The organism is Aeromonas sp. s9 (assembly GCF_040907765.1).
In the GTDB taxonomy this organism is placed as follows: domain Bacteria; phylum Pseudomonadota; class Gammaproteobacteria; order Enterobacterales; family Aeromonadaceae; genus Aeromonas; species Aeromonas caviae.
In genome coordinates this window covers 86,491-111,840 of sequence record NZ_JBFOCK010000066.1, presented here as the reverse complement: position 1 = coordinate 111,840, position 25,350 = coordinate 86,491, and the positions used below count along the sequence as shown (strand labels likewise).

Below are 25,350 nucleotides of genomic sequence, written 5' to 3'. Positions count from 1 at the left end.
ATGTCTCGTAGACGTCGTTTCAAAGGCCGTGACGTACACGGCATCCTGCTGCTGGACAAACCGACCGGCCTGACTTCCAACGATGTGTTGCAGAAGGTCAAGCGGATCTACAACGCCGCCAAGGCTGGCCATACCGGCGCCCTGGACCCCCTGGCCACCGGCATGTTGCCGATCTGCCTCGGGGAGGCCACCAAGTTCTCCCAGTATCTGCTGGAAGCGGACAAGCGCTATGAGGTGACCGCCAAGCTCGGCGAGCGGACCAATACCAGCGACTCCGACGGCGAGGTGGTCTCCACCCGCCCGGTGAACGTGGCCGTGGGTACCCTGATCGAGGCGCTTGACCAGTTCCGCGGCCCCATCATGCAGGTGCCGTCCATGTACTCCGCCCTCAAGCACAACGGCCGCCCGCTCTACGAATATGCCCGTGAAGGGATCGAGATCGAGCGGGAAGCCCGTCCCATCACCATCTTCGAACTCAAACTGCTCGGCTTCGAGGGGGACGAGGTGAAGCTGGAAGTGCATTGCAGCAAGGGTACCTATATCCGCTCCCTGGTGGACGATCTGGGGGAAGTGCTGGGCTGTGGTGCTCACGTCACCCAGCTGCGTCGCACTCAGGTGGCGAGCTACCCCTACGAGCGGATGCTGACCCTGGAGCAGCTCGAGTGTATCTTCGAGCAGGCCAAGGCCGAAAGCATTCCGCCACGGGAGCAGCTGGATCCCCTGTTGCTGCCGATGGACACCGCCGTGGCCTCTCTGCCCGAGGTGAACATGCTGGTCGCCGTGGCCGCCTATGTGAACCAGGGTCAGGCCGTGCAGGTGGCAGGTAGCCCCCAAAGTGGCCAGGTCCGCATGACGGTTGGCCCGGAGCGCGAATTCATCGGGGTTGGCGAGATCGATGACGAGGGGCGCGTGGCGCCCAAGCGTCTGGTTCGCTACCACGACGAGGAGTGATCCTCAGGCGGTATCGGTCTGTCACGCGTCTTTCCCGTTGCGAAAAGGGGCGGGGACGATTATGATACCGCCCTCATTTCACGGCTGAATTAGAGATTGGCTGTGAACCTTTAAACACTCTACTGGAGTAATACCATGTCTCTAAATGCTGAGATCAAAGCTCAAATCGTTGCCGACAACGCTCGTGGCGCCAACGACACCGGTTCCCCCGAAGTGCAAGTTGCCCTGCTGACTGCCCAGATCAACCATCTGCAAGGTCACTTCAAGGAGCACGCCAAGGATCACCACGGTCGTCGCGGTCTGCTGCGCATGGTTTCCCAGCGTCGTAAGCTGCTGGACTACCTGAAGCGTAAAGACGTTCAGCGTTACGCTGCTCTGATCGCCAAGCTGGGTCTGCGTCGTTAATCGACCATCAGATTTCGCAAAAAAGGGGAACCGCGAGGTTCCCCTTTTTTATTGCCCGTTTCAAACAGGATGCAGGCCGTTGCCTGCCTCACAGAATTGACGTCCGCGCTTACCTTTTGATGCGAATCAAGTATACTTGCACGCGAATTTAAAGCGCCAAATTGTTAAAAGGAAATTCACGTGAATCCTATTGTAAAGTCATTCCAGTACGGTCAACACACCGTCACACTGGAAACCGGTGTGATGGCCCGTCAAGCCACTGCGGCCGTCATGGTCAGCATGGACGATACCTGTGTCTTCGTGACTGTCGTTGGCAAGAAAGAGGCCGATCACGGCCGTGATTTCTTCCCGCTGACCGTCAACTATCAGGAGCGTACCTATGCTGCTGGTCGTATCCCGGGTGGTTTCTTCCGTCGTGAAGGCCGTCCGAGCGAGGGTGAGACCCTCATCTCCCGTCTGATCGACCGTCCCATCCGTCCGCTGTTCCCGGAAGGCTTCCTCAATGAGGTTCAGGTGGTTGCCACCGTCATGTCCGTGAACCCGGCCGTTTCTCCCGACATCGTTGCCATGATCGGTGCCTCTGCGGCCCTGGCCATCTCCGGCATCCCGTTCGGCGGCCCGATCGGTGCAGCCCGCGTGGGTTACATGAACGGCCAGTACGTGCTGAACCCGACCACCACCGAACTGCCCCAGAGCGATCTGGATCTGGTGGTTGCCGGTACTGCCAATGCGGTGCTGATGGTGGAATCCGAAGCGGCCATCCTCTCCGAGGAGGTGATGCTGGGCGCCGTGGTCTACGGTCACGAGCAGATGCAGACCGTGATCAACGCCATCAACGAATTCGCTGCCGACGTCGGTACCAAGCCCTGGGACTGGACCCCGCCTGCCGTCAACGAAGCGCTGAAAGCCAAAGTTGCCGAACTGGCCACCGCTGAACTGGGTGAAGCCTACCGCATCACCGAGAAGGCTGTTCGCTACGAAACCATCGCTGCCATCAAGGGCCGCGTGGTCGAGCAAGTCATCGCATCCGGCGTGGAAGAAGATGCCAAGAAGATCGGCGAAGAGTTCCACAGCCTGGAGAGCCGCATCGTCCGTGGTCGCGTAGTACGTGGTGAGCCGCGTATCGACGGTCGCGATCCGGAAATGATCCGCGCCCTCTCCGTCGGTACCGGCATTCTGCCCCGTGCCCACGGTTCTGCCCTGTTCACCCGTGGTGAAACTCAGGCCATCGTGGTGGCCACGCTGGGTACCGAGCGTGACGCCCAGAACATCGACGAGCTGACCGGCAATCGCGCCGATCGCTTCATGCTGCACTACAACTTCCCGCCCTACTGCGTCGGCGAGACCGGCATGATGGGCAGCCCGAAGCGTCGTGAGATCGGTCACGGCCGTCTGGCCAAGCGCGGCGTTGCTGCCGTGATGCCGAGCGCCGCCGAGTTCCCGTACGTGGTGCGCGTGGTCTCTGAAATCACCGAATCCAACGGTTCCTCCTCCATGGCGTCTGTCTGTGGTTCCTCCCTGGCGCTGATGGATGCCGGTGTGCCGATCAAGGCCTCCGTTGCCGGTATCGCCATGGGTCTGGTGAAGGAAGAGGAAGGTTTCGTCGTGCTGTCCGACATCCTGGGTGACGAAGATCACCTGGGCGACATGGACTTCAAGGTAGCCGGTACCAGCGAAGGTGTGACCGCGCTGCAGATGGACATCAAGATCGAAGGCATCACCAAAGAGATCATGGAGATTGCGCTGAAGCAAGCTCGTGGCGCTCGTCTGCACATCCTGAAAGTGATGGACGAAGCTATCCAGGCTCCCCGTGCTCAGATCTCCGATTTCGCACCGCGCATCCACACCATCAAGATCAATCCTGAGAAGATCAAGGATGTGATCGGCAAGGGTGGTTCCGTGATCCGTGCACTGACCGAAGAGACCGGCACCAACATCGAGCTGGATGATGACGGTACCGTTCGCATCTCCGCCGTGGCCAACGAAGCCGCCATGGAAGCGATCCGCCGCATCGAGGCCATCACCGCCGAGATCGAAGTGAACCGCATCTACGAAGGCAAGGTCGTGCGCCTGGCTGACTTCGGCGCCTTCGTCAACATCCTGCCGGGTAAAGACGGTCTGGTGCACATCTCCCAGATCACCGATGCCCGCGTGCAGAACGTGGCAGACTTCCTGAAAATCGGTGACGTGGTGAAGGTGAAGGTACTGGAAGTGGACCGTCAGGGCCGTGTGCGTCTCTCCATCAAGGAAGCGAACGCACCGACCGAAGCGGCTGCTGCTCCTGCTGCCGTTGCCGTCGAAGAGCCGGCTGCCGAATAAGGCTGCCGTATGTGAAAGAGCCGACCCTTGGGTCGGCTTTTTTGTGCCTGTCGCCCGGCATGGCGCAGATTGTCTCCTTGTTCCTTTTGGCGCCCCTTGATATAAGGGACGACCCCGCTTCGTTGGCAAAAGGAATTGCAGCATGTCATGGGCCTACCTCAGGCAGTTTCCTTCCCTGGTCTGGATCGTCATTCTGGGCACTTTCATGGTGCGTACCACCTTCTTCATGGTCTGGCCCTTTCTCTCCATCCTGCTCTACCGTGACTACGGACTTTCGGCGACCCTGATAGGCGCCATCCTGGGGGCCACGGCGGCGCTTTCCACTCTTGTCAGCTTCTATGGCGGCTGGCTCTCGGACAAATGGGGGCGGCGCAACATCCTGCTGTTCGGCTGCCTGGTTTCCGCCGCCAGCGTGGCCCTGCTCGGCCTCTCCCACCAGGTGGGCTGGCTGGCACTCGGGGTGATCGGCAGCGGACTCTCCTACGGTCTCATCGACTCACCGGGCAAGGCACTGATGGCCGACAATCTGGCCGAGCCCAAAGCCCGTGAGCTGGCGCTGCACCTGCGTTATTTCCTGCTCAACCTGGGGGCGGCCATCGGTCCTCTGCTCGGCGTCACCTATGGCCTGAGCGCGCGTCAGGAGACCTTCCTGTTGCTCAGTGCCAGCTATCTGCTGCTTGGTATCGTCTTTGTCATCGGGTTCAGGCTGGCAGGTTGCCACACCAGCCAGGCGGCCGGGCCCGGCATGCGTGCCGTGCTGCGGGTGCTCTGGCAAGACAGGGGGTTTCTGCTGCTGATCATGGCCAATCTGCTGCTGATGCTGGTATATGCCCAGTTCGAGTCGCCCCTCATCCAGTATCTGACCCGCGCGGGGACGCCGGAGGTGGAGCGGCTCATCGGCTGGCTGGTGACGACCAATGCGCTGACCATAGTGATGCTGCAGTTCCCCCTGCTGCACCTGACTGCCCGCTGGTCCACGTGGCGCAAGCTGCAATTCGGGGTGGCGCTCTTTCTCGGCGCCCAGTTGCAGTTTGCGCTGGGGGATACCGCCATCTGGTGGCACTGGATAGTGGCGGTGATCCTCCTGAGCGTCGGGGAGTGCATCCTCTTCCCCTTGCTCAATGTGCTGATCGATCAGATGGCGCCTGGTCATTTGAAGGGGAGCTATTTCGGGGCGGCCTCCATCTCCGGACTCGGGGTGGCCATGGGGGCCTTGCTGGGAGGCTGGGTGCTGGCCCACTGGGGCGGGAGCTGGCTTTACGCCCTGATGGCGCTGCTCTGCCTGGTGATCCTGATGCTCTATGGTCTGAGTACCCGGACCTCGCGCCCAGCGCTGGTCCGGGCCGGGCCCTGACGGCTAGAAGGTCAGCACCTTGTCGGCGGCCAGAGTCCATTGGGCCAGCAAGGGGAGGGTGCCTATCTCTATGCCCTCGACAAGGGGTAGCGGGGTGATGCCGCGCGCATCGGTGCAGCTCTTGCAAAGCCGGATCCGGGTGCCCTGAGCCAGCAGTATCTCCAGCATCTGGCGCAGGTTGTAGCCCTCGGCCGGAGCCTGCCCGGCCAGAGCAGCAGTGACGGCATCCGACATCAGGAAGAGGTTGAGGTCTACCTTTCCCTCCTCTTTGAGGGCGATGCCGAGGCGCAGGGCATTGAACAGGGACTCGCTGCCATAGGGGGCGCCGTTGGCAATGATGAGAATGTGTTGGGTCATGTGGCTCTCCTGATTGAAAGGGCCATTGTAGCCTCGGCGAAAGCGGCCCGGCATGATGCAGAGCACACTCTGTCGTAGCCCGGCCCCGTGTGTCTTGACCTCACACAGGGAGTCAGGTTTCATGGACGGCCATCCAGTATGACAGAACAAAGAGGTTGTTATGTGGAAGATCGCCGGAATAGGCTTATTGTTGTTGGCCGGACAAGCCTATGGTAGTGAAAACATCGGCTGCAAGGCCAGACAGCAGGCCGTGACGGATCAGCTTGCGTTCGCCAGGGCGCACAACAACCAGGAGCAGGTAGCCGGCCTTGAGCGGGCACTGCGCAACCTGGAGGCCCATTGTACCGATGCCGGGCTCCTTGAGGAGCAGCAACGCAAGGTGGTCAAGCAGAGGGAAGAAGTGGAAGAGCGGCTGGCCGAGTTGCAGAGCGCACGGGTATCGGGCAAGCCGGACAAGATTGCCAAGAAGCAGTCCAAGCTGGAGGAGTCCCAGGCCGAGTTGCTGGAAGCCCAGCGCGAACTCGAGGCGCTGCAAAAACTGGTCAAACCCTGAGGGAAGGGCAGCGCAATAGAAAAAGCCGGGCATGCCCGGCTTTTTCTATTTCTGGATAATGCGCCAGCGAGTGTCAGACGCTGACTGCCTGTGCATCCGCACGAACTTTTCCATCAACTGATCTTCGGTTTCCACCCTATGGACGGGATCTCGGAGGATGCCGTCCATAGGGCGCAGATGCTGATGCAGGTGCTACAGCTACTGCCTGTGCATCCGCACGAACTTTTCCATCAACTGATCTTCGCTCTCCACATGGGCGGGATCCCAGATGATGCAATCGATGGGGCAGACGCTGATGCAGGTGGGCTTCTCATAGTGGCCGACGCATTCGGTGCAGCGATCCGGGTCTATCTCGTAGATCTTGCTCCCCAGGGTGATGGCCTGGTTCGGACACTCCGGATCGCACATGTCACAGTTGATGCACTTGTCGGTGATGAGCAGTGCCATCTCAGGCCGCCGAGTGAGGTTGACGGGTATCCTCGCGCTCGCCGAGGTTGCGCAGCAGGATGCCGTAATTCACGTCGATCTCCTTGGGAACCGGCACGTAGACCACGTGGCCGTTGCCCGGCGCGGTGTCGATGAGCTCGCCCTTGCGGTTCTGCATCTGCTCCAGGTTGAAGCTGAGGTTGCCCTGGGGGGTCATCAGCTCCAGGCTGTTGCCCAGCAGGAACTTGTTCTTCACCTCGACTTCGACCATGTCACCATTGCGACCGGTGATCTCGCCGACGAACTGCTGGGTGTCGGAGACGGAGTAACCGTAGTCGTAGTTCTGGTATTCGCTGTGGTTGTGACGGCGCAGGAAGCCCTCGGTGTAGCCGCGGTGGGCCAGGTTCTCGAGGGTGCCCATCAGGGTCGGATCGAACGGACGGCCAGCCACCGCATCGTCGATGGCCTTGCGATAGACCTGGGCGGTACGGGCGCAGTAGTAGAAGGACTTGGTACGGCCTTCGATTTTCAGGGAATGAACGCCCATTTTGGTCAGGCGCTCAACGTGCTCGACGGCGCGCAGATCCTTGGAGTTCATGATGTAGGTGCCGTGCTCGTCTTCAAACGCAGTCATGAACTCGCCCGGGCGGTTGGACTCTTCCAGCAGCACCAGGGCATCGGTCGGCTTGCCTGCGCCCAGGGTCGGATCCACCTTTTGCACGGCGATGGGCTCCTGGCGGTGGACGATCTGGCCCACGTCATCTTCCTTGCCCTCGTGCACCTTGTACTCCCAGCGGCAGGAGTTGGTGCAGGTACCCTGGTTGGGGTCACGCTTGTTGATGTAGCCGGAGAGCAGGCAGCGGCCGGAGTAGGCCATGCACAGCGCCCCGTGGACGAAGACTTCCAGTTCCATCTCCGGCACCTGCATGCGGATCTCCTCGATCTCGTCGAGAGACAGCTCGCGGGAGAGGATGGCACGGGTCAGGCCCATCTGATGCCAGAACTTCACCGTGGCCCAGTTGACCGCGTTGGCCTGCACCGAGAGGTGGATAGGCATGTCGGGGAAGGCTTCGCGCATCATCATGATGAGGCCGGGGTCGGACATGATGAGTGCATCCGGCTTCATATCCACCACGGGGCGCATGTCGCGGATGAAGGTCTTGAGCTTGGAGTTGTGGGGCTGGATGTTGGCCACCACATAGAACTGCTTGCCGAGGGCATGGGCCTCGTTGATGCCGAGCTGCAGATTCTCGTGATCGAATTCGTTGTTGCGTACCCGCAGGCTGTAGCGCGGCTGGCCCGCATAGACGGCGTCTGCACCATAGGCATAGGCGTAGCGCATGTTCTTGAGGGTCCCGGCAGGGGAGAGCAATTCTGGTCTGAACATGTTGGACTCTTATATCTGATTGCAAATCAGGACGGCGCCACCTGATGGCGTCGTGTGGGTTCATCGGTGGCGCGACCGTCTTCGACGCACGCCCATCCGATGGGGGTACATCGGAGCAGGAGGTGACTCGATACTCCGGATATACGGGGTGCGAGATTGTACTCGTGACTGCCTCGTCATGCAATTTGGGACGGTCTTGGCATGCCTGCGCCATGTTCATTTTACGCTCAGACTGGGGTTGCTAGAGTGCAAGGGGTGAAAGAGGCCCCCGAGTTGGCGGTGAAATGGATCTTTTCGGCGAAAAAGACCATCTCCAAGTTGAAATTTTGCCCTGCTCGGGAAAGAATGCGCGCTCGGTTGTTGGTCCCCGGTGACGGGCCCACAAGAGACCGATGATGAGCAGGGCAAAGGCCCACAGGAACAGGAAACCATACAGGAATTTTATGAATCCCCTTCGCATTGCCGCTTCGGCTCTTTTATGTACGCTGGCGCTGGTCAGCCAGCAGGCCGCCGCCGTTGAATACCAGCTGCCTGCAGCCAACAGCCGCCTGATCGGTGAGAACCAGGAATACGTGGTGCCCGCAGACAACCGTCCGCTGGAGCAGATCGCCTCCGACTTCCAGCTGGGTCTGACCAACATCATGGAAGCCAACCCGGGCGTCGACCCCTACCTGCCCAAGGCGGGCAGCACGCTGATCATTCCCCATCAGCTGATCCTGCCCAACGCTCCCCGCGAAGGGATCGTCATCAACGTGGCCGAGATGCGTCTCTATTACTACCCGAAGGGCAAGAACGTGGTGCATGTGCTGCCCATCGGCATCGGCCAGCTCGGGGTCAACACCCCGGAGAACTGGATCACCAAGGTTGAGCGCAAGCGTGCCAACCCGACCTGGACCCCGACCGAGAATATCCGTCGACGCTACGCCGCCCAGGGCAAGACCCTGCCCGCGGTCTGGCCGGCCGGCCCGGACAACCCCATGGGCCTGCACGCGCTCTACATCGGCAACCTGTACGCCATCCACGGCACCAACGCCACCTTCGGCATCGGTCTGCGGGTGAGCAGCGGCTGCGTGCGCCTGCGCGCCGACGACATCAAGTACCTGTTCGATCATGTGCCGGTCGGCACCCGCGTCCAGTTCGTCAACCAGCCGGTCAAGACCACGGTCGAGCCGGATGGCGGTCGCTACATGGAAGTGCACGAGCCGCTGTCGCGCACCGAGGAAGAGTTCAACTCCACCGCCTCAGTGCCGCTGCCCATGACCCCGGCTACCACCCGCTTCATCGCCCACGCTGACAGCGATTCCAACGTGGTCAAGCAGGTGCTGGAACAGCGTACCGGCATCCCGACCCGCCTCAATCCAGAGGCGTAATGGCCGGCAAGTGCAGTTAAACAACAACGGCGACCATCAGGTCGCCGTTGTTGTTTCTGCGTATCCGGACGTCAGCTGGCTGGTGGGGCATAGAGGGCCAGCCAGTTGCCTTCGGTATCTTCGATGATGACCCGGGAGCCATGACCGCTGCCGATGCTGTGCAGAGGCTCCAGCACCCGCCCGCCGAGCCGGGGGACCAGCAGCTCCGCCTCCTGCAGCCTATCACCGAGGGAGAGATAGATGAGGGGACCGGCACCGCCGGGCTGGTGATATTTGTCCATGGGGCCGAGACAGGCCGCCGCGTTACTGCCGTCGTGGCGCAGCATGGCAAAGCGCATGGTCTCTTCCTGGATGGGGGTGACCTGCACATCGAGCAGGGCCGAGTAGAAGTCCATGGCACGATCCAGATCCCGTGTCGGAATGTCGGCCCAGACCAGGGTGTTGTCCATCGTCGTATTCTCCAGAGTTCCCGGCCAACGCGGTCGGTGGCTCTTTGAGGTTAGAAGTGGCTGTCGGGGGGCGCCATGGATAAAAAAAGCGGCGCCTGATGGCGCCGCTTGTAGGGGGAAGAGCCGAGTAAGGCTCCCCCTCTTATTTGCCGGCAATGCTGAGCCCGCCAAAGCGGATCAGCGGGGCATAGAAGTCCTTGCCATCGTCGTGGTGCAGCTGGTTGCCGACCGCTTCCAGCTCCCCGAGCAGACGATAGAAGTTGCCCGCCACCGTGATGCCGCGTACCGGCGCCACGCGCTCGCCATTTCGGCAGAGGAAGCCGGAGGCGCCGAACGAGAAGTCGCCGCTCACCGCATCGGCCCCAGAGTGCAGGCCGTCCAGCTTGACCAGCTCCAGGTACTCACCGCTTTGTACCTCGGCCTCGCCGTGGGGGCCGAGCCCGAACACCAGGTGACGAGGGGCCACGTCCAGGGCACTGCGGGCACTGCGGGCGGCTGCACCGTTGCTCGTCACGCCGAAGTGACGGGCGGTGGCGCTGTTGTGCAGCAGGGTCTTGAGCTCTCCCTCGCCGATGAGCAGGAGATCCGAGGTGGCGGCTCCTTCGCCGTCAAACGCCTTGATCTTCATGCCCCCCGGCATATAGGCACGGCTCTCCAGGGTGAGCCAGCGAGACGCCACGCTTTGGCCCAGCTTGTCGCGCCAGGGGTTGATCCCCTGCTGGGCCCACTTGCCAGACAGGGCGGACTGGAAGCAGCCAAACAGGCTGGCAAAGCAGTGGGTGCTGAAGATGACGCTGTAGCGACCGCTCGGCACCGCCTCACCCATCAGCAGGCCATCGGCCACGGCGTGGATCTGGCGGATGAGAGGCTGGCTCTCCAACTCGTCGAAGCGCCGTGTGTACTGTCCCTGGTAGTGCATGGACTGGCGGCCCTCCCGCTCGATGAGAGCGGAGCTGTGGCAGCCGACGCTGAATTCCTGATGTTCGCAGAGGCTGCCCTGGCTGTTGGCAAGCCAGAGGCGGCTCTCCCCCTCGAAGAAGCCGTTGTAGGGGGCGCCGGTCACGTCCGGCAGGGCCAGCATGTCGGACTCGAGGCGCAGGGTCAGGGCGATCTTCTCTTCCACCGCCGTGGTGTCGGCCTGATGTATCTCGGCGCAGTCGGTGATGAGCCTGCTCTGCTGCACTGTGATGCGCTGATCCGGGTCCACCTTGGCGAAGCGGCTCGCATCGAGCGCATCCTGCACCATGGCGTCCAGGGCCGACGCGTCGAGGGACTCGGAATAGGCGATGCCGACCCGGCCTTCCTTGATGAGGCGAATGCCGATCTGCTGGCTGCTGGTGACCTTGTATTCACTGAGTTCGCCCTTGTCGGCCTTGAGGGAGAAGGCCTTCTCCTGATTGGCGATGACGTCTGCCTCGGCACCCAGATCGGCGACCTGGTCCAGCAGACGGGCAAGCAGTTGGTTCATGTCGAGCTGGCTCATCAGGCGTTCCCTCCGACCAGAATATTGTCAACCTTGAGCGGCGGCTGGCTGACTGAAACGCGAATGAGGCAGGAGATGGAACCGCATAGAGTGTCATGGATGTTCATCAGGCGTTCCCTCCGACCAGAATGCTGTCAACCTTGAGCGGGGGCTGGCCGACCGAGGCTGGAATGGATCCGGAGACCGAGCCGCACATGCCGGCGGAGAGGGCCAGATCGCGCCCCACCATGGAGATCTCCTTCAATACCTGCGGGCCGGTGCCGATCAGGGTGGCCGACTTGAGGGGCCGGGTGATCCTGCCCCCTTCGATGAGGTAGGCCTCCTGCACGTTGAAGTTGAACTCGCCGGTACCAGGCTGCACAGAGCCACCCCCCATCCGCTTGGCATAGATGCCGTGCTCCACGGTTGCCAGCATGTCGTCGAGGCTGTAGTTGCCCGGTTCGATATAGGTGTTGCGCATGCGGGAGGCGGGGGCGAACTTGTAGGATTCCCGGCGCCCGGAACCGGTGCGGGCGTAGCCGGTGCGAAGGGCCCCCATTCTGTCCACCAGGAAGCCGGTCAGCACGCCGTCCTTGATGAGCTGGGTGTGCTGGGTCGCCATCCCCTCGTCATCGACGTTGATGGAGCCCCAGGCGTTGCCCTGCAAGCCCTCGTCCACCGCGCTGACCGCGGGGTTGGCGATGAGCTGGCCCATCTTGTCGTGGAACACGGATGCCTTCTTGGCCACCGAGGTGGTCTCCAGCAGGTGACCGCACGCCTCGTGGAAGATGACGCCGCCAAAGCCGCTCTCCATGATGACCGGCAGCTTGCCGCTCGGGCAGGGGGCGGCTCCCAGCTTCACCAGTGCCTGGCGGGTGGCGGTGAGAGCCAGCTCGCGGGGATCGATGCTCTCGGCATGTTCCCATCCCTTCATGGCACCGGGGGCTTCATAACCTACGCTCTGCTCGCCCCCGTCCAGGGCGATGGTCTGGGCCATGATGCGGTTGTAGTGGCGGCGATCGCTCACCTGCACCCCTTCGCTGTTGAAGATCTCCACCTCCTGCTCCCAGCCGAGCACGTTGCCCGAGAACTGGCTCACCTTGTCGCTCTCGGCGCGGGCCGCAGCGTCCATGGCATGCAGGTAGGCGATCTTCTGCTCCAGCAGCTTGTCGGCCGACAGCGGCAGAGCGATCGGGTTGCGGTCGGTCAGGCGGGTGAAGTCAAAGGCGGTGGCGGTGACCACGGGGTCACGCCTGTCCTTGGCCGCCAGCAGGGTAACGATGCGCAAGAGCTCGTTGCGATCGGCCAGGTTGGTGTAGCCGTAGAGCACCTTGTGGCCGTAGCACAGGCGAACGCCGATACCGAAGTCGAGACCACCGCTGATGTTCTCTATCTGGCTGGAGAGCAGGCTGAGCTGGCTGCGGCGCTTGCGCTCCACAAACAGCTCGGCGAAGTCGGCACCCAGCGCCAGCGCGTGATCGAGCACGTCGCGGGCGATGGCGGGGGCCAACAGGGAGAATGAAGTCATAGAATATCCTTTTCTGGTCTGTCCGTTTGCTTCCGACACCCGGCGTTGTGTTGTTATGGGGTGTCGACCTCATTGTTGCAGACCAGAAGCAAAAAGTCGCTATAGCGTCAGCCGATGATACCAAACGAGAAAATCGGTACGATTTATGCGCCCGGCAGCCCGAGCGCAGGCTACCGGCAGGGGAGGTTGGCGCCGCTCATGGCGCTCGCTTGATATCTGGTCGACCCACTGCTCGATGCGGGGTCGGTCTGGTCGTCCATTGGCTGGCGTCGTCGAACATCCAGGCGATCAGTATCAGAGCAGTTCGTGGATCTCGCTCAGGATCTGGTCGACCCACTGCTCGATACGGGGTCGGTCTGGTCGTCCATTGGCCGGCGTCGTCGAACATCCAGGCGATCAGGGTCAGAGCAGTTCGTGGATCTCGCTCAGGATCTGGTCGACCCACTGCTCGATGCGGGACTCGGTCTGGTCGTACTGGTTGGCGTCATCGAGGGCAAGCCCGACGAAGTGACGGCCATCGTCGATGAGCGCCTTGGAGGCGTCAAACTCGTACCCCTCGTTGGGCCAGTAGCCCACCAGCTTAACCTCCTTGGGGACCAGCTGATCGTGCAGCAGGCCGAGGGCATCCTGATACCACTCCCCATAGCCCAGCTGATCGCCCATGCCAAACAGGGCGATGATGCGTCCCTCCAGATGCAGGTCGGCGATGTCTTCCCAGCGAGATTCCCAGTCCTCCTGCAGCTCGCCGAAGTCCCAGGTGGAGATGCCCAGGATCAGGATGTCGTACTCCTGCATGCGGGCGAGGGGCACATCCTTGATGTTGTGGAGATCGACCAGCTCGGGGCCGATGAGGGCGCGGATCTTCTCGGCGGCCATCTCGGTGTAGCATGTGGTGGAGCCATAAAACAAACCTATCTTCATCGCTCTTCTCTTGATCGCAGTCGGCAAGGGGCGTGACCGGCACAGCGGCGCCCGGGGGGAGGGCGCCAGTCTAGCAGATTGCACCGGGCTCTTCACCGCCTGAGGGGATGTGCAGCCTTGCCTTGCGGCCCGGGTGGGTCGGCACGTTACAATGGCGACCTGTTTCCCTGAGCGCGGCGCACCATGAGCAAAGCAGAATCCCATCCCCTGATCGAGCCGTTTCTCGACGCCCTCTGGCTGGAGCGGGGGCTCTCCGACAACACGGTCAGCTCCTATCGCACCGACCTGGAAAAATTTGCCCTCTGGCTCGATGAGCAAGGCGGTTCCCTGCTGCTGGCGGGGCTGGACGACATCCAGCACTACCTCGCCTGGCGGGTGGACCATCAGTTCGCGGCCAGCAGCACGGCCCGTTTCCTCTCGGCCCTGCGCCGCTTCTACCAGTACCTCAATCGCGAGAAGCTGCGCAGCGACGATCCCACCGTGCTGCTGGAGGGGCCAAAGCTCCCCAAAAAGCTGCCATCGGATCTGAACGAAGCCGAGGTGGAGGCGCTGCTGCAAGCGCCCCTGGTGGACGACCCGCTGGAGCTGCGGGACAAAGCAATGCTCGAGCTGCTCTACGCCACCGGGCTGCGGGTGTCCGAGCTGGTGGGGCTGACCGCTGAACACGTCAGCCTGCGCCAGGGGCTGGTGCGAGTGGTGGGCAAGGGCAACAAGGAGCGCCTGGTACCCATGGGGGAGGAGGCGGTGCACTGGCTGGAGCGCTACTACCGGGAGGGGCGCACTCTGCTGCTGGGTGGCACCAGCTCGGACGTGGTGTTCCCCTCCAAGCGGGCCCGGATGATGACCCGCCAGACCTTCTGGCACCGCATCAAGCTCTATGCCCTGAGAGCCGGCATCAGGGGGGAACTCTCCCCCCACACCCTGCGTCACGCCTTCGCCACCCACCTGCTCAATCACGGCGCCGATCTGCGAGTGGTGCAGATGCTGCTGGGCCACGCGGATCTCTCCACCACCCAGATCTATACCCACGTGGCCAACGAGCGGCTCAAGGCACTGCACGGCCAGCACCACCCCAGAGCCTGATCGCCTCACCTGCCTTGCAACAAAAAACCGCCCGAAGGCGGTTTTTTTCAGCACACGACAGGGAGGAAACGGTTATTTCCCCTGCTGGGATTTCAGCAAGTCGCGGATCTCGGTCAGCAGCTCCTGATCCTTGGTGGGGCCGGCCGGGGCAGCGGCTTCCTCTTCCTGCTTCTTCTTCAGGGTGTTGATGGCCTTGAGCCCCATGAAGATGGCGAAGGAGATGATCAGGAAGTCGATACAGGTCTGGATGAACTTGCCGTAGGCGATGACCACGGCAGGGGCATCCCCTTCGGCGGCCTTCAGGGTCACGGCGAGATCGCTGAAATCCACGCCCCCCAGGATCAGCCCGATGGGGGGCATGATCACGTCTCCCACGAAGGAGGAGACAATCTTGCCAAAGGCGGCACCTATGATGATACCGACCGCCATGTCGATCACATTGCCCCTGGATGCAAAGGCCTTGAACTCTTGAATCAGACTCATTTTTCCCCCTAGAAATGGACGACGTGCCACCTGAGCGCACGTCGATTTGAATAATAAAACATCAGCAAAACAGAGGGATGACTAAAGATGTCTCCCGTCGTCCTGATTAGCTTGCGGGGCTCAAGCCCGATTGGCAACCTGTCATCCCGTGATTTTTTCTTGCGGACGTTATTAATCGATCACTAATTAAGGTCTTTGGGAGAGGGAATTGTCTGGGTTACCTTATGAGACCCTTCAATCATGCCAAGTGAATGAGCTGATGCGATATTTACTGCTGGGAATGATGCTGCTGTGCGCTTTTGCGGCCAGCGCGGGGATGGACCCCCATGTGTTGAAACAGACCATAGAGCAGCGCCTCGGTGTGCAGGTCTACCTGGTGGACGAGACCCCCATGCCGGGCCTCTATCTGCTGGGCACGGCCCAGGGACTGCTCTACAGCGATGCCAGGGGAGACTATGTGCTGCAGGGCTCCATGCTGGATCTGGCCCACGATATGAGAAACCTCACCCGGCTCAGCCAGCAGCAGCAACGCAGGCTGGCGCTCTCCCAGATAGGGGAGGCCCGGCTCTGGCTCAAGGCCACCCCTGAACGCCACCGCCTCACCCTGTTTACCGATCTCGCCTGCGGTCCTTGCCGCATCGCGCTGGAGGAGTTGCCCCGCTTGCAGGCGAGGGGCGTGAGCGTGCAACTGCTGCCTGCGCCTGTCGCCGCCTCGGATCAGGCTAGCTGGTGCGATCCCGGGCTGCTGCGCGAACTCAACTTCAGCGATCGTTTGCCTGAGAGCGGCTGTAATGCGATCCTTGCCCATCATATCGGCCTGAGCCAATGGCTCGGGATCAAGGCGTCACCGAGCTGGGTCCTGCCCAATGGCGACCTGGTGCGCGGTTACCAGAGCCCCGAACAACTGCTCAAGATACTGGATCACATCAATGCCCCTGCAAATCCGTCGTCGTCCGCGAGTTGATGATTCCCATCTGCCCGCCACCCTGCACCCGCTGCTTCGCCAGATCTTCGCCAGCCGCGGGGTAGAAGACCCTGCCCTGCTGGAGCGCAGCGCCAACCAGCTGCTGCCGCCCCAGCGTCTGTTCGGCATGGCGCAGGCGGTGCCGCTGCTGGCCGAGGCGCTGACGGCGCAAAAACGCATTCTCATCGTCGGTGACTTTGACTGCGACGGCGCCACCAGCTCGGCGCTGTGCGTGCTGGCCTTGCGCGCCATGGGGGGGCACCACATCGATTTTCTGGTGCCCAACCGCTTCGAGTTCGGCTATGGCCTCACCCCGGAGATCGTCGAGCTGGCGGTGGCCCGCGGCGCCGAGTTCCTGATCACGGTTGACAACGGCATCTCCAGCATCGCCGGGGTGGCGGCGGCCAAGGCGGCCGGCATGCAGGTACTGGTTACCGATCACCATTTGCCCGGCCAGGAGCTGCCTGACGCCGACGCGATAGTGAACCCCAACCAGCATGGCTGCGACTTCCCCTCCAAGTCCCTGGCCGGGGTCGGGGTCGCCTTCTATCTGATGGCGGCTCTCAACACCCATCTGCGCCAGAGCGGCTGGTATGAGCGCCAGGGGCTGCGCGCCCCCAACGTGGCGGATTACCTGGATCTGGTGGCCCTCGGCACCGTGGCCGACGTGGTAGTGCTCGATGGCAACAACCGCATCCTGGTCCATCAGGGGTTGCAGCGGATCCGGGCTGGCCGTTGTCGCCCCGGCATCCAGGCGCTGGTGGATGTGTCGGGTCGCGACGGTCGTCGCCTGTGCGCCGCCGATCTCGGCTTTGCGCTGGGGCCGCGCCTCAACGCGGTGGGCCGGCTCGATGACATGTCCCTCGGGGTCGCTTGTCTGCTCTGTGACGACATCAACCTGGCGCGCCAGCTCGCTTCCGAAATGGACAGCCTCAACCAGGAGCGCAAGGAGATCGAGCAGGGGATGCAGCAGGAAGCGCTCGCCACCCTGGAGCAGATCCGTTTTCGCGACGGCGAGGTGCCCTCCGGCATCGTGCTGCACCGAAACGAGTGGCATCAGGGGGTGGTGGGGCTGGTGGCCTCCAAGGTGAAGGAGAAGTACTATCGCCCGGTCATCGCGTTTGCCGAGAGCAGCGAGACCGAGCTCAAGGGCTCCGGGCGCTCCATCCCGGGGGTGCATCTGCGCGATGCGCTGGAACTGCTCGACACCCGCCACCCCGGCTTGATGGGCAAGTTTGGCGGCCACGCCATGGCGGCCGGGCTGACCCTGCCCAAGGCCAATATCGAGGCCTTCGGTCGGGCCTTCGAGGCGGTCATCGGCGAGCTGGTGACCCCTGAGCTCTTGACCGGAGTGCTGCTCACCGATGGCGAGCTGCTGCCCGATGAGCTGAGTCTGGAGCTGGCGGAGCTTATTCGCGCCTCCGGCCCCTGGGGTCAGGCCTTCCCCGAGCCGCTGTTTGACGGGGAATTCGTGCTGGTGCAGCAGCGGCTGGTGGGGGAGAAGCACCTCAAGATGATGCTGACCACGGATTCCGGCCACGCGGTGGATGCCATCGCCTTTGGCGTCGACTTGCAGCGCTGGCCCGATGCCTCGGTGAAGCGGGTGCGGCTGGTCTACCGGCTCGACGTCAACGAGTGGCGCGGCAACCGCAGCGTGCAGTTGCTGGTGGAGCATCTGGAGGCCGCCGGCCTCTGACGTTCGTGAGTTTCTTTTGCTGCCTATGACGGCCACCTCAGGGTGGCCGTTTTTTTATGGTGTTAACCCGGATGTTGTCGTTGACCCGTCTATTGCTTCACAGTTTAAGCTTCTCTTCATCGGGTCACGGACCCCACTGCGAGTCGCTGTCATGAAAATATCCGAACTGGCCCGGCGCTGCGGCCTGGCCCGCTCCACCCTGCTCTATTACGAGAAGCTGGGGGTGATTGCGGGCACGAGGGGCGCCAACGGCTATCGCCACTACGACGATGACGATCTGCAGCGGCTGCGGATGGTACAGGCCCTGCAGGCCGGCGGGCTCAGCCTCAAGCAGTGCCTCGCCTGCCTGGCGGGCGAGCTGGAGCAGGCAACGCTGGCAGCCCGGGTCAGGGAGCTGGATGAAGAGCTGGCGCGGATGCAACGCGCCCGGGATCTGCTGGCGGATCTCGCCGGTTTGCGTGCGCACTCCGGCGACGAGTTCAAGGCCTGGCAGCGGCAACTGCAGCATCAAGCCCCGCAGGCCTACTTTGCCTGGGTGATGAAGCAGGGATTCAGTGAAAAAGCGCGTTACCACCTCCAGTGGCTCAGCAAAGACATGAATGAACATGAGCGCTACATCCGGGATTTCAAGCTGCTGCTGGATGGCATGAGCTATTGGGGGCCGGGCGATAGCCTCTTCACCCAGCAGCAATTTGCCGCGCTGCCCAGCCAGCCTCGCCGGATCCTCGACATGGGCTGCGGGCGCGGCGCCGCCACCTTGGCGCTGGCACAGGTGACGGACGCCACCATAGTGGCCATCGATCTGGACGAGGAGGCGCTGGCCGCCGTGGCGAGATCGGCCAGCGCGGCTGGCTTTGAGCAGGTCACTACCCTGTGCGCCAACATGGCGGCGCTGCCGGCAGATCTTGCCCCCGCCGATCTCATCTGGGCCGAGGGGAGCGCCTACACCATCGGGGTGGCCAACGCCTTGCAGGCATGGCGGCCGTACCTTGCCGATCCTGCTGCCTGCCTGGTGCTGAGCGACCTGGTGTGGCTGACGGACACGCCCCCAGAGGAGGCGTTGGCGTTCTGGCAGCGGGATTATCCCGCCATGCAGACCCTGGCGGGCCTGCTCAAAACGGTGCAGGAGGCGGGTTATCGCTGCCTGTGGCACACCCCGTTGCCGCAAAGGGCCTGGGACAACTATCTGGATCCCATCGAGCGCAATCTGGCGCGCCACAGTGCCGAGCTGGGGGATAGCCCAGCCTGGCAGGATCTGAGTCGGGAAGTGGCCATCCACCGCCAACACCTGGGCAGCTACGGCTATGTGATCTGCTGCCTGCAGGCAGTCTGATCAGGTCATCCATTGAAAGAGAGCAAACGGAGAAAACCTTATGAACATCATCATTCGGCCCGAAACAGGCGCCGATCACGACGCCATTGAAGCGCTGACCGTGGCCGCGTTCCTCAATGCCCCCCATACCGATCACAACGAACAGCTGATCGTGCGCGCCTTGCGCCAGGCCGGGACACTCAGCCTGTCGCTGGTGGCGGAGCAGGCGGGGCGGGTGGTCGGCCACCTCTGCTTCTCGCCGGTCACCATCAGCGATGGCAGCCCGCACTGGTATGGCCTTGGCCCCATTTCCGTCTCCCCTGCGCTTCAGGGCAGGGGGCTGGGGTCACGGCTGATGGACGCGGGTCTGGCCGAGCTCAAGGGGATGGGAGCGGCCGGCTGCGTGGTGCTGGGGGATCCCGGCTTCTACGGCCGTTTTGGTTTCGTGTCCGAGCCGGGGTTGACGCTGCCCGGCGTGCCGCCCGAGTACTTCATGGCCCGCTCGTTCGGCGCTGCCATGCCCAGTGGTGAAGTGCGCTATCACCCGGCCTTCGAGCAGGGCTAAGCCCTCACCTTGAGGAAGATGAAAGTCGCTTTCTCAAGGTGGTGCAACCTTGTCGGTTTTAGGGAATGGGGCGGTGTTTAATATCAACCTTTCTGATATCTCATGGTGGAAAATGCAATAAGTGACGGTATTGTGATATATTCCACCTGTAATTTTTCTTGACGGACCGCCCCCTTGTCATCCTCTCGCCGCCCCTCGTCATGGCCGATGGTGCTTGCCATCGCCTGCCTTCTCTGGCTTGCCGCTGCGGCGGCGGCAGGGGTCGTTGCAACGCCGGGAATGGAGACGCAAGGGCAGGAGCGGCCGATGCTGTTCCATGAGCCAGCGAACCCGGGGCTTGCCGACAACGTCAGCCTGCCGCCCGCCTCCCAGTGGCGGCTCGGTTTCGAACAGGGACGGCGACTGGAAGGGGCCGCTCATGCCGAGCTCTACCAGATGCTGCTGGCCTGGTTCCAGCACGAGATCCTCGGCCTGCTCTGCGGCCTGCTGTTTTTCCTGCCTCTCATCTATCTCAGGCAGCGGCCCGACTACTTCGGCGCTCTGCACACACGGCGGCTTCGCTGCCACCACCTGCAATATCGCTTCTGCCAGGGCGACTAGGTTCACCAGCCGGGCGCCCGCCCGTTTGAGCCCCGTCATTGAGTACCGCTGACCGGGCTGCTCGGCAGTCTGGCGGCTGCCGTGGTCATTACCGGGTGCTGCGCCAGCTCTCTCTGTAAACGTCATCTTCGCGACTGGCCGTTGGCCGGGCGCGGACATGCTCTTATTGCAACCAAGTGGTGAACTCATTCATGGACTATTACGTCAATCTCTTCATCCAGTCGATCTTTGTGGAAAACCTGGCGCTGGCCTTCTTTCTTGGCATGTGCACCTTCCTGGCCGTTTCCAAGAACATCAACACCGCCTTCGGTTTGGGCATGACGGTGCTGGTGGTCATGGTGATCGCCATCCCCCTCAACAACCTGATCTACCGCCATATCCTGCGTCCCGAGAGTACCTTCCTCGGGGAGTTTGATCTGGGCTTTCTCGATTTCATCGTCTACATCGGGGTGCTGGCGGCCCTGGTGCAGGTGATGGAGATGGTGCTCGACAAACATTTCCCGGCGCTTCATCACGCGCTCGGCATCTATCTGCCGCTGCTGACGGTGCATTGCGCCATCTTCGGCGGGGTGATGTTCATGGCCCAGCGGGATTACGACTTCATCGAATCCGTGGTGTACGGGGCGGGCTCAGGGCTGGGCTGGCTGCTGGCCATCGTCGCCATTGCGGGATTGCGCCAGAAGATGAAGTATTCGGATGTGCCCGAGGGGCTGCGCGGCATCGGCATCACCTTCATCGTGGCCGGGCTGATGTCCCTCGGCTTCATGTCTTTTTCCGGCATCTCGCTCTGAGCCATGGGCCGGGTGGTGGCCCAATGAAGGTGCTCAATCCAGACGCTTTGCCATGTTGTAGCCCGTGATGGTGAAGCCCAGCGCCTGATAGAGCGCCAGTGCCCTCGGGTTGTCATGGGCCACCCTCAGCTTGAGCTGGCGGATACCTAGGGGGGCGAGCTGCGCCTCCAGGGCGGCCATGGCTGCCTTGCCGAGGCCGCGACCACGATGGGGCGGTGTCACATAGAAGTCGTAGATGAAGGTGGTGCCGGCGGCGCCGTCGATGGCGTGCCAGAGATAGCCCAGAGGCTCGCCCGGCGCGTTCGAGGCTTCAGGTACCATGGCGAGCAGGTGATGACCCGGGGTGGCGACACCCAGTGGCAGGAGCTGCTGCAACGAGGCGTCGGCCTGACGGTGGGCGTCAGGCAGCGCCATCCCGTGGTTGCTGGCAAGATCCTGGGCGTAATCCTCGATGAAGTAGTCGCGATAGGCGGGAAAGTCTGCGTCACGCAGGGGGATCAGGCGAACGGTGAGAGTCGGCATCCGGCACAGCACTCCAGAGAAGGGGAGTGGCCACGTTACGCCAGAACGGCGTCAATCACAAAGGGACAACCGCTGCCTGCGAGGTGACGGCGATAAAAAAAGAGCGCTCAGGGGCGCTCTTTTTTCTGCCAGCAGGAAAAGAGGCTTATTTGACCTCTTCCCCCTTGGCTTGCAGGTCTGCGTGGTAGGAGGAACGCACGAAGGGACCGCAGGCGGCGTGGCTGAAGCCGAGATCCATGGCCACATCCTTGAGTTCGTCGAACTCTGCGGGCGGCACGTAGCGCTTCACCGGCAGGTGGTGGCGGCTCGGCTGCAGGTACTGGCCCAGGGTCAGCATGTTGACGCCGTGCTCGCGCAGGTCCTTGAGCACCTGGACTATCTCTTCGTTGGTCTCGCCCAGGCCCATCATGACGCCGGACTTGGTCGGCACGTGGGGGTGCATCTCCTTGATGCGGCGCAGCAGCTCCAGAGACCACTTGTAGTCGGCACCCGGACGGGCAACCCGGTACATGCGCGGGGCGGTTTCCAGGTTGTGGTTGAAGACGTCAGGCGGGGTCTCGCGGAACACCTCCAGCGCCTGCTCCATCCGGCCACGGAAGTCCGGGGTCAGGATCTCGATGCGGGTCTGGGGGCTGTGCTCGCGGATCTCGCGGATGCAGTCGGCGAAGTGCTGGGCACCGCCGTCGCGCAGATCGTCGCGGTCCACCGAGGTGATCACCACGTACTTGAGGTTCATCTCCTTGATGGTGAGTGCCAGCTTCTTCGGCTCCTCCGGATCCAGCGGCAACGGACGGCCGTGGGCCACGTCGCAGAAGGGGCAGCGGCGGGTACAGATGGCGCCCATGATCATGAAGGTCGCGGTGCCGTGGTTGAAGCACTCCGCCAGGTTGGGGCAGGAAGCCTCTTCACACACAGAGTGCAGCTTGTTTTTGCGCAGGGTGCTCTTGATGTGCTCGATCTTCTGGCTCGACGGCGGCAGCTTGATCCGCATCCACTCCGGCTTGCGCAGCACTTCCTCGTTGGGATCCGGCATGAATTTCACCGGGATCAGGGCCATCTTGTCGCCATCGCGCAGCTTGACGCCCGGCTCCATACGAACGGGTTTGCTCATGATTCACTCTCGGTGTTTGTTATTGTCTGGTTGACGGTCACCAGGGGCCTCCCGGCTCCCTCGTGACCACGGGGCATGGGGTTGCTCATGCCGCCTCTTCGGTATTCGTGATCTCTTGGTAGCCAATCAGGCGGGCCAGCTCCGTCACCAGCAGGGACTGTGCCTCGGCGACGCTCTGCGGGCCGCCCAGGGCGCTGGTCTGGGTCATGGCCATGCCCGCATAGCCGCATGGATTGATGCGCAGGAAGGGAGTCATGTCCATGTTGACGTTGAGGGCCAACCCGTGGAACGAGCACCCCTTGCGAATGCGCAAACCCAGGGACGCCAGCTTGGCTTCCATACCCAGATCGCTCTTCACGTAGACGCCCGGGGCATCGGCCTTGGCGTAGGCCTCGATATTGCTTTTGGCGAGCGTGTTGATGATGGCGGTTTCGAGGCAGGTCACCAGCTCCCGTACAGAGAGCTTGCTGCGGCGCACATCCACCAGCACGTAGAGCACCAGCTGGCCCGGGCCGTGATAGGTCACCTGGCCGCCGCGATCACTCTGCACCACCGGGATGTTGCCCGGGGCGAGCAGGTGTTCGGCCTTGCCGGCCTGACCCTGGGTGTAGACGGGGTCATGCTCCACCACCCAGAACTCGTCCGGGGTGTCGGGGGTGCGATTGTCGGTGAACGCCTTCATGGCGTCCCACACCGGCTGGTAGGGGCGACGGCCCAACTGTCTGACGAGCAGTTGGCCGGCTGACGGTTGTGGCTCGGCGGGCGTTTCGAGTGACATCTTTCCTCACTGGCGGCGCGGTGTCGGTACGGTCGCCGCTGCGACCGGGCGGCAAATAATCAGTCGCCCCGGTGGCGGGGCGAGAGAGGCAACTTACAGGACGTAACGAACCAGCTCGATCTTGCCAAGGGCGGTATACATGGCCTCGATGTGTTCCTTGCTCTGGGCGGTGACCGTCACCCGTACCGAGTGATAGTTGCCCTTGGAGCTCGGTTGAACGGTCGGGCTGTAGGTGCCGGGAGCATGTTGCTGCAGCACTTCCACCACCATGTCGGGCAGGGCGGGATCGGCCACGCCAAGCACCTTGAACGGGAACTTGCAGGGGAACTCCAGCAGTTCATCAAACTTGGTATTCATCTACTTCACCTTTCTGGGTCGCCGGGAAGCGACGTCATCTTTACGTCTTTGAGGGCCGTTTAAACGGTCCCCCTATCTGCCCAGAAGGGGCAGTCTCCCATTCTATATGGGCATGAGCCGCCTCGGGATCAAGGCCCGGCGGTTCGGCAAGACGTGGAAATGCTGCTTTTTACCACAAATCGTCAGTCGGCGGAACCTGCAGATTACAGGGTTATTGACTGGACAGACCGCAAAAGACAGCAGCGGCGCCTGTTGGCGCCGCTGCTGGAGGAGGGGTCTGTTACTTGAACCAGCTGGAGACCAGCATCACCAGGTAATCCCACAGACGGCTCATCAGGCCACCTTCCTGCACCTCTTCCAGGGCGACCAGGGGCACCTGCTTGATCTCCTTGTCCCCCTGCTTGAGGTACACGGTGCCGACGCGCTGGCCCTTGGCCAGGGGCGCCTTCAGCTCGCTCTCCAGCTGGAAGTCCGCCTTGAGGTTGTTGCCCTGGCCACGGGTGACCAGCACGGAGACGTCCTTGTCGACCCCCAGCTTCACTTCCGGCTTGTCGCCCATCCAGATCTTCTGGGTGACCAGTTCGGTGCCCGCCTTGTAGGGGGTCAGGCTCTGGAAGAAGCGGAAGCCGTAGGTGAGCAGCTTCTTGCTCTCGGCAGCGCGGGAGGCCTCGCTGTTGGCCCCCATGACGACGGCGATCAGGCGCATGCCTTCGTTGTTGGTGGCGGAAGAGACCAGGTTGTAGCCTACCTGGCTGACGTGGCCTGTCTTGATGCCGTCAACCTGCAGGGATTGGTCCCACAGCAGGCGGTTGCGGTTGTGCTGGGTGATGCCGTTGAACACGAAGGACTTCTGGGAGTAGATCTTGTACTCCTCCGGCTGATCGTGGATCAGAGCCTGACCCAGGCGGGCCATGTCGCGGGCGGTACTGTAGTGGCCCTCTTCATCCAGGCCGTGGGGGTTCTTGAACTGGGAGTCCTTCATGCCGAGCTTGGCGGCCCAGGCGTTCATCAGGCTGGCGAAGGAGTCGGTGCTGCCTGCCAGGTGCTCGGCCATGGCGACGCAGGCGTCGTTGCCGGACTGGATGATGATGCCCTTGTTGAGATCATCGACGGAGACCTGCTTGCCCACCTCGATGAACATCTTGGAGGAGTCGGAGTAGTTCTTGGACCAGGCGTTCTGGCTGATGGTCACCATGTCGGTGCCCTTGATGTTCCCCTTGTGCAGCTCGTCGCCGACGATATAGGAGGTCATCATCTTGGTCAGGCTGGCGGGGGGCAGACGCTCGTCGGCGTTCTGCTCGGCCAGCACCTGGCCGGAGAAGTAGTCGATCAGGATGTGGGCCTTGGCGGAGATCTCGGGCGCGGCAGGCACCACCATGGGGGCGCTGTTCAAAGTGGGGACCGGCTGGGCACTCGGCAGGGCCGAATCCGGGGTCGGAACAGGCTGGTTGGCCTGAGCGGTGGCGCTTAACAGGGAGGCCAGAATAACGGAGCGGGCAAATTTGGACATCTTGAAATTCCTGGTGCCTGGATGGGATGTACCCAAGTTGAAAAAAAGCGGGCCCCACTATACCAGATGTGCGTGTCGGTCATAGTCCGAGATGCG

Annotated in this window: 26 protein-coding genes; 13 read left to right on the top strand and 13 right to left on the bottom strand. The window is 62.4% G+C overall.

Going from position 1 to position 25,350, the window contains the following annotated elements; genetic code table 11:
* The 4 genes from truB (at position 1) to AB5Y54_RS12690 (ending at position 5,029) form a co-directional block, all read left to right on the top strand.
* Complete coding sequence (gene truB, locus AB5Y54_RS12705; RefSeq protein ID WP_010675365.1) at positions 1-951, top strand: tRNA pseudouridine(55) synthase TruB; 951 nt, start codon at positions 1-3, stop codon at positions 949-951.
* Between the two features lie 135 nt (positions 952-1,086).
* Complete coding sequence (rpsO, locus tag AB5Y54_RS12700) at positions 1,087-1,356, top strand: 30S ribosomal protein S15 (RefSeq protein WP_010675364.1); 270 nt, start codon at positions 1,087-1,089, stop codon at positions 1,354-1,356.
* Positions 1,357-1,536: 180 nt separating this feature from the next.
* A complete protein-coding gene (pnp, locus tag AB5Y54_RS12695) occupies positions 1,537-3,675 on the top strand; it encodes a polyribonucleotide nucleotidyltransferase (RefSeq protein WP_029314766.1) in 2,139 nt (712 codons plus the stop codon).
* Between the two features lie 142 nt (positions 3,676-3,817).
* Entirely contained in the window at positions 3,818-5,029 is a 1,212-nt protein-coding gene (locus AB5Y54_RS12690; protein ID WP_201984948.1) for an MFS transporter, read from the top strand.
* 3 nt (positions 5,030-5,032) lie between these two features.
* Here AB5Y54_RS12690 and AB5Y54_RS12685 read toward each other — a convergent pair whose 3' ends face one another.
* Complete coding sequence (locus AB5Y54_RS12685) at positions 5,033-5,386, bottom strand: DsrE/DsrF/TusD sulfur relay family protein (RefSeq protein WP_010675361.1); 354 nt, start codon at positions 5,384-5,386, stop codon at positions 5,033-5,035.
* Between the two features lie 160 nt (positions 5,387-5,546).
* Here AB5Y54_RS12685 and AB5Y54_RS12680 point away from each other — a divergent pair, with 160 nt between their 5' ends.
* Positions 5,547-5,939, top strand: coding sequence for a DUF1090 domain-containing protein (locus AB5Y54_RS12680; protein WP_039041125.1), 393 nt, complete (start codon positions 5,547-5,549; stop codon positions 5,937-5,939).
* 198 nt (positions 5,940-6,137) lie between these two features.
* On the opposite strand, the gene AB5Y54_RS12675 is transcribed toward AB5Y54_RS12680, so the two are convergent.
* Together AB5Y54_RS12675 and yegQ are read right to left on the bottom strand one after the other, a co-directional pair.
* A complete protein-coding gene (locus AB5Y54_RS12675; RefSeq protein ID WP_201984944.1) occupies positions 6,138-6,386 on the bottom strand; it encodes a YfhL family 4Fe-4S dicluster ferredoxin in 249 nt (82 codons plus the stop codon).
* A 1-nt stretch (position 6,387) separates the two neighbouring features.
* Positions 6,388-7,752: a tRNA 5-hydroxyuridine modification protein YegQ gene (yegQ, locus tag AB5Y54_RS12670; protein ID WP_010675357.1), complete on the bottom strand. Its 1,365-nt coding sequence runs from the start codon at positions 7,750-7,752 to the stop codon at positions 6,388-6,390.
* Between the two features lie 443 nt (positions 7,753-8,195).
* Here yegQ and AB5Y54_RS12665 point away from each other — a divergent pair, with 443 nt between their 5' ends.
* Positions 8,196-9,122 (top strand): L,D-transpeptidase family protein, encoded by a 927-nt coding sequence (locus AB5Y54_RS12665; protein WP_041212511.1) that lies wholly within the window; start codon positions 8,196-8,198, stop codon positions 9,120-9,122.
* 71 nt (positions 9,123-9,193) lie between these two features.
* Here AB5Y54_RS12665 and AB5Y54_RS12660 read toward each other — a convergent pair whose 3' ends face one another.
* From AB5Y54_RS12660 to fldB, 4 genes are all read right to left on the bottom strand, one after another.
* Positions 9,194-9,571 (bottom strand): VOC family protein, encoded by a 378-nt coding sequence (locus AB5Y54_RS12660; protein ID WP_010673739.1) that lies wholly within the window; start codon positions 9,569-9,571, stop codon positions 9,194-9,196.
* Between the two features lie 142 nt (positions 9,572-9,713).
* On the bottom strand, positions 9,714-11,054 hold the full coding sequence (locus AB5Y54_RS12655; RefSeq protein WP_368153889.1) for a TldD/PmbA family protein: 1,341 nt from the start codon (positions 11,052-11,054) through the stop codon (positions 9,714-9,716).
* 106 nt (positions 11,055-11,160) lie between these two features.
* The gene (locus AB5Y54_RS12650) at positions 11,161-12,561 is read right to left on the bottom strand and encodes a TldD/PmbA family protein (protein WP_045525639.1); all 1,401 of its coding nucleotides are present in this window, start codon (positions 12,559-12,561) and stop codon (positions 11,161-11,163) included.
* A 402-nt stretch (positions 12,562-12,963) separates the two neighbouring features.
* Positions 12,964-13,482 carry a flavodoxin FldB gene (gene fldB, locus AB5Y54_RS12645; RefSeq protein WP_045525638.1) on the bottom strand — a complete coding sequence of 173 codons (519 nt, stop codon included), beginning with the start codon at positions 13,480-13,482 and terminating at the stop codon, positions 12,964-12,966.
* A gap of 183 nt (positions 13,483-13,665) precedes the next feature.
* Between fldB and xerD the strand changes: the two genes are divergently transcribed.
* On the top strand, positions 13,666-14,565 hold the full coding sequence (gene xerD, locus AB5Y54_RS12640) for a site-specific tyrosine recombinase XerD (RefSeq protein ID WP_368153888.1): 900 nt from the start codon (positions 13,666-13,668) through the stop codon (positions 14,563-14,565).
* Positions 14,566-14,637: 72 nt separating this feature from the next.
* On the opposite strand, the gene mscL is transcribed toward xerD, so the two are convergent.
* Positions 14,638-15,048, bottom strand: a complete 411-nt coding sequence (gene mscL / locus AB5Y54_RS12635) for a large-conductance mechanosensitive channel protein MscL (RefSeq protein WP_010673746.1) — start codon at positions 15,046-15,048, stop codon at positions 14,638-14,640.
* 259 nt (positions 15,049-15,307) lie between these two features.
* On the opposite strand from mscL, the gene AB5Y54_RS12630 reads away from it, so the two are divergent.
* The 6 genes from AB5Y54_RS12630 (at position 15,308) to nqrE (ending at position 20,976) form a co-directional block, all read left to right on the top strand.
* Positions 15,308-16,012 (top strand): disulfide isomerase DsbC N-terminal domain-containing protein, encoded by a 705-nt coding sequence (locus AB5Y54_RS12630; RefSeq protein WP_039041117.1) that lies wholly within the window; start codon positions 15,308-15,310, stop codon positions 16,010-16,012.
* Positions 15,978-17,708, top strand: a complete 1,731-nt coding sequence (gene recJ, locus AB5Y54_RS12625; RefSeq protein WP_368153887.1) for a single-stranded-DNA-specific exonuclease RecJ — start codon at positions 15,978-15,980, stop codon at positions 17,706-17,708. The genes AB5Y54_RS12630 and recJ overlap by 35 nt, the downstream gene beginning before the upstream one ends.
* A gap of 151 nt (positions 17,709-17,859) precedes the next feature.
* The gene (locus AB5Y54_RS12620; RefSeq protein WP_368153886.1) at positions 17,860-19,041 is read left to right on the top strand and encodes a MerR family transcriptional regulator; all 1,182 of its coding nucleotides are present in this window, start codon (positions 17,860-17,862) and stop codon (positions 19,039-19,041) included.
* 40 nt (positions 19,042-19,081) lie between these two features.
* Positions 19,082-19,585, top strand: coding sequence for an N-acetyltransferase (locus AB5Y54_RS12615; RefSeq protein ID WP_319895061.1), 504 nt, complete (start codon positions 19,082-19,084; stop codon positions 19,583-19,585).
* Positions 19,586-19,891: 306 nt separating this feature from the next.
* A complete protein-coding gene (locus AB5Y54_RS12610; RefSeq protein WP_010673751.1) occupies positions 19,892-20,185 on the top strand; it encodes a hypothetical protein in 294 nt (97 codons plus the stop codon).
* Positions 20,186-20,376: 191 nt separating this feature from the next.
* The gene (gene nqrE, locus AB5Y54_RS12605) at positions 20,377-20,976 is read left to right on the top strand and encodes an NADH:ubiquinone reductase (Na(+)-transporting) subunit E (protein WP_010673752.1); all 600 of its coding nucleotides are present in this window, start codon (positions 20,377-20,379) and stop codon (positions 20,974-20,976) included.
* Between the two features lie 33 nt (positions 20,977-21,009).
* Here the strand turns inward: nqrE and AB5Y54_RS12600 are convergent, their stop codons facing one another.
* The 5 genes from AB5Y54_RS12600 to AB5Y54_RS12580 form a co-directional block, all read right to left on the bottom strand.
* Positions 21,010-21,498, bottom strand: coding sequence for a GNAT family N-acetyltransferase (locus AB5Y54_RS12600; protein ID WP_202015367.1), 489 nt, complete (start codon positions 21,496-21,498; stop codon positions 21,010-21,012).
* A 145-nt stretch (positions 21,499-21,643) separates the two neighbouring features.
* Positions 21,644-22,609 (bottom strand): lipoyl synthase, encoded by a 966-nt coding sequence (gene lipA, locus AB5Y54_RS12595; RefSeq protein WP_151028001.1) that lies wholly within the window; start codon positions 22,607-22,609, stop codon positions 21,644-21,646.
* Positions 22,610-22,694: 85 nt separating this feature from the next.
* The gene (gene lipB / locus AB5Y54_RS12590) at positions 22,695-23,387 is read right to left on the bottom strand and encodes a lipoyl(octanoyl) transferase LipB (protein WP_010673755.1); all 693 of its coding nucleotides are present in this window, start codon (positions 23,385-23,387) and stop codon (positions 22,695-22,697) included.
* 93 nt (positions 23,388-23,480) lie between these two features.
* The gene (gene ybeD, locus AB5Y54_RS12585) at positions 23,481-23,744 is read right to left on the bottom strand and encodes a DUF493 family protein YbeD (RefSeq protein WP_010673756.1); all 264 of its coding nucleotides are present in this window, start codon (positions 23,742-23,744) and stop codon (positions 23,481-23,483) included.
* 280 nt (positions 23,745-24,024) lie between these two features.
* On the bottom strand, positions 24,025-25,254 hold the full coding sequence (locus AB5Y54_RS12580) for a D-alanyl-D-alanine carboxypeptidase family protein (protein ID WP_010673757.1): 1,230 nt from the start codon (positions 25,252-25,254) through the stop codon (positions 24,025-24,027).
* Positions 25,255-25,350 lie beyond the last annotated feature (96 nt).

Bases quoted from the DNA above. Each gene is read 5' to 3' on its own strand.
- truB (WP_010675365.1), top strand. From the start codon at position 1: ATGTCTCGTAGACGTCGTTTCAAAGGCCGTGACGTACACGGCATCCTG.
- rpsO (WP_010675364.1), top strand. From the start codon at position 1,087: ATGTCTCTAAATGCTGAGATCAAAGCTCAAATCGTTGCCGACAACGCT.
- AB5Y54_RS12690 (WP_201984948.1), top strand. From the start codon at position 3,818: ATGTCATGGGCCTACCTCAGGCAGTTTCCTTCCCTGGTCTGGATCGTC.
- AB5Y54_RS12685 (WP_010675361.1), bottom strand. From the start codon at position 5,386: ATGACCCAACACATTCTCATCATTGCCAACGGCGCCCCCTATGGCAGC.
- AB5Y54_RS12680 (WP_039041125.1), top strand. From the start codon at position 5,547: ATGTGGAAGATCGCCGGAATAGGCTTATTGTTGTTGGCCGGACAAGCC.
- AB5Y54_RS12675 (WP_201984944.1), bottom strand. From the start codon at position 6,386: ATGGCACTGCTCATCACCGACAAGTGCATCAACTGTGACATGTGCGAT.
- yegQ (WP_010675357.1), bottom strand. From the start codon at position 7,752: ATGTTCAGACCAGAATTGCTCTCCCCTGCCGGGACCCTCAAGAACATG.
- AB5Y54_RS12665 (WP_041212511.1), top strand. From the start codon at position 8,196: ATGAATCCCCTTCGCATTGCCGCTTCGGCTCTTTTATGTACGCTGGCG.
- AB5Y54_RS12660 (WP_010673739.1), bottom strand. From the start codon at position 9,571: ATGGACAACACCCTGGTCTGGGCCGACATTCCGACACGGGATCTGGAT.
- AB5Y54_RS12655 (WP_368153889.1), bottom strand. From the start codon at position 11,054: ATGAGCCAGCTCGACATGAACCAACTGCTTGCCCGTCTGCTGGACCAG.
- AB5Y54_RS12650 (WP_045525639.1), bottom strand. From the start codon at position 12,561: ATGACTTCATTCTCCCTGTTGGCCCCCGCCATCGCCCGCGACGTGCTC.
- fldB (WP_045525638.1), bottom strand. From the start codon at position 13,482: ATGAAGATAGGTTTGTTTTATGGCTCCACCACATGCTACACCGAGATG.
- xerD (WP_368153888.1), top strand. From the start codon at position 13,666: ATGAGCAAAGCAGAATCCCATCCCCTGATCGAGCCGTTTCTCGACGCC.
- mscL (WP_010673746.1), bottom strand. From the start codon at position 15,048: ATGAGTCTGATTCAAGAGTTCAAGGCCTTTGCATCCAGGGGCAATGTG.
- AB5Y54_RS12630 (WP_039041117.1), top strand. From the start codon at position 15,308: ATGCGATATTTACTGCTGGGAATGATGCTGCTGTGCGCTTTTGCGGCC.
- recJ (WP_368153887.1), top strand. From the start codon at position 15,978: ATGCCCCTGCAAATCCGTCGTCGTCCGCGAGTTGATGATTCCCATCTG.
- AB5Y54_RS12620 (WP_368153886.1), top strand. From the start codon at position 17,860: ATGAAAATATCCGAACTGGCCCGGCGCTGCGGCCTGGCCCGCTCCACC.
- AB5Y54_RS12615 (WP_319895061.1), top strand. From the start codon at position 19,082: ATGAACATCATCATTCGGCCCGAAACAGGCGCCGATCACGACGCCATT.
- AB5Y54_RS12610 (WP_010673751.1), top strand. From the start codon at position 19,892: ATGCTGTTCCATGAGCCAGCGAACCCGGGGCTTGCCGACAACGTCAGC.
- nqrE (WP_010673752.1), top strand. From the start codon at position 20,377: ATGGACTATTACGTCAATCTCTTCATCCAGTCGATCTTTGTGGAAAAC.
- AB5Y54_RS12600 (WP_202015367.1), bottom strand. From the start codon at position 21,498: ATGCCGACTCTCACCGTTCGCCTGATCCCCCTGCGTGACGCAGACTTT.
- lipA (WP_151028001.1), bottom strand. From the start codon at position 22,609: ATGAGCAAACCCGTTCGTATGGAGCCGGGCGTCAAGCTGCGCGATGGC.
- lipB (WP_010673755.1), bottom strand. From the start codon at position 23,387: ATGTCACTCGAAACGCCCGCCGAGCCACAACCGTCAGCCGGCCAACTG.
- ybeD (WP_010673756.1), bottom strand. From the start codon at position 23,744: ATGAATACCAAGTTTGATGAACTGCTGGAGTTCCCCTGCAAGTTCCCG.
- AB5Y54_RS12580 (WP_010673757.1), bottom strand. From the start codon at position 25,254: ATGTCCAAATTTGCCCGCTCCGTTATTCTGGCCTCCCTGTTAAGCGCC.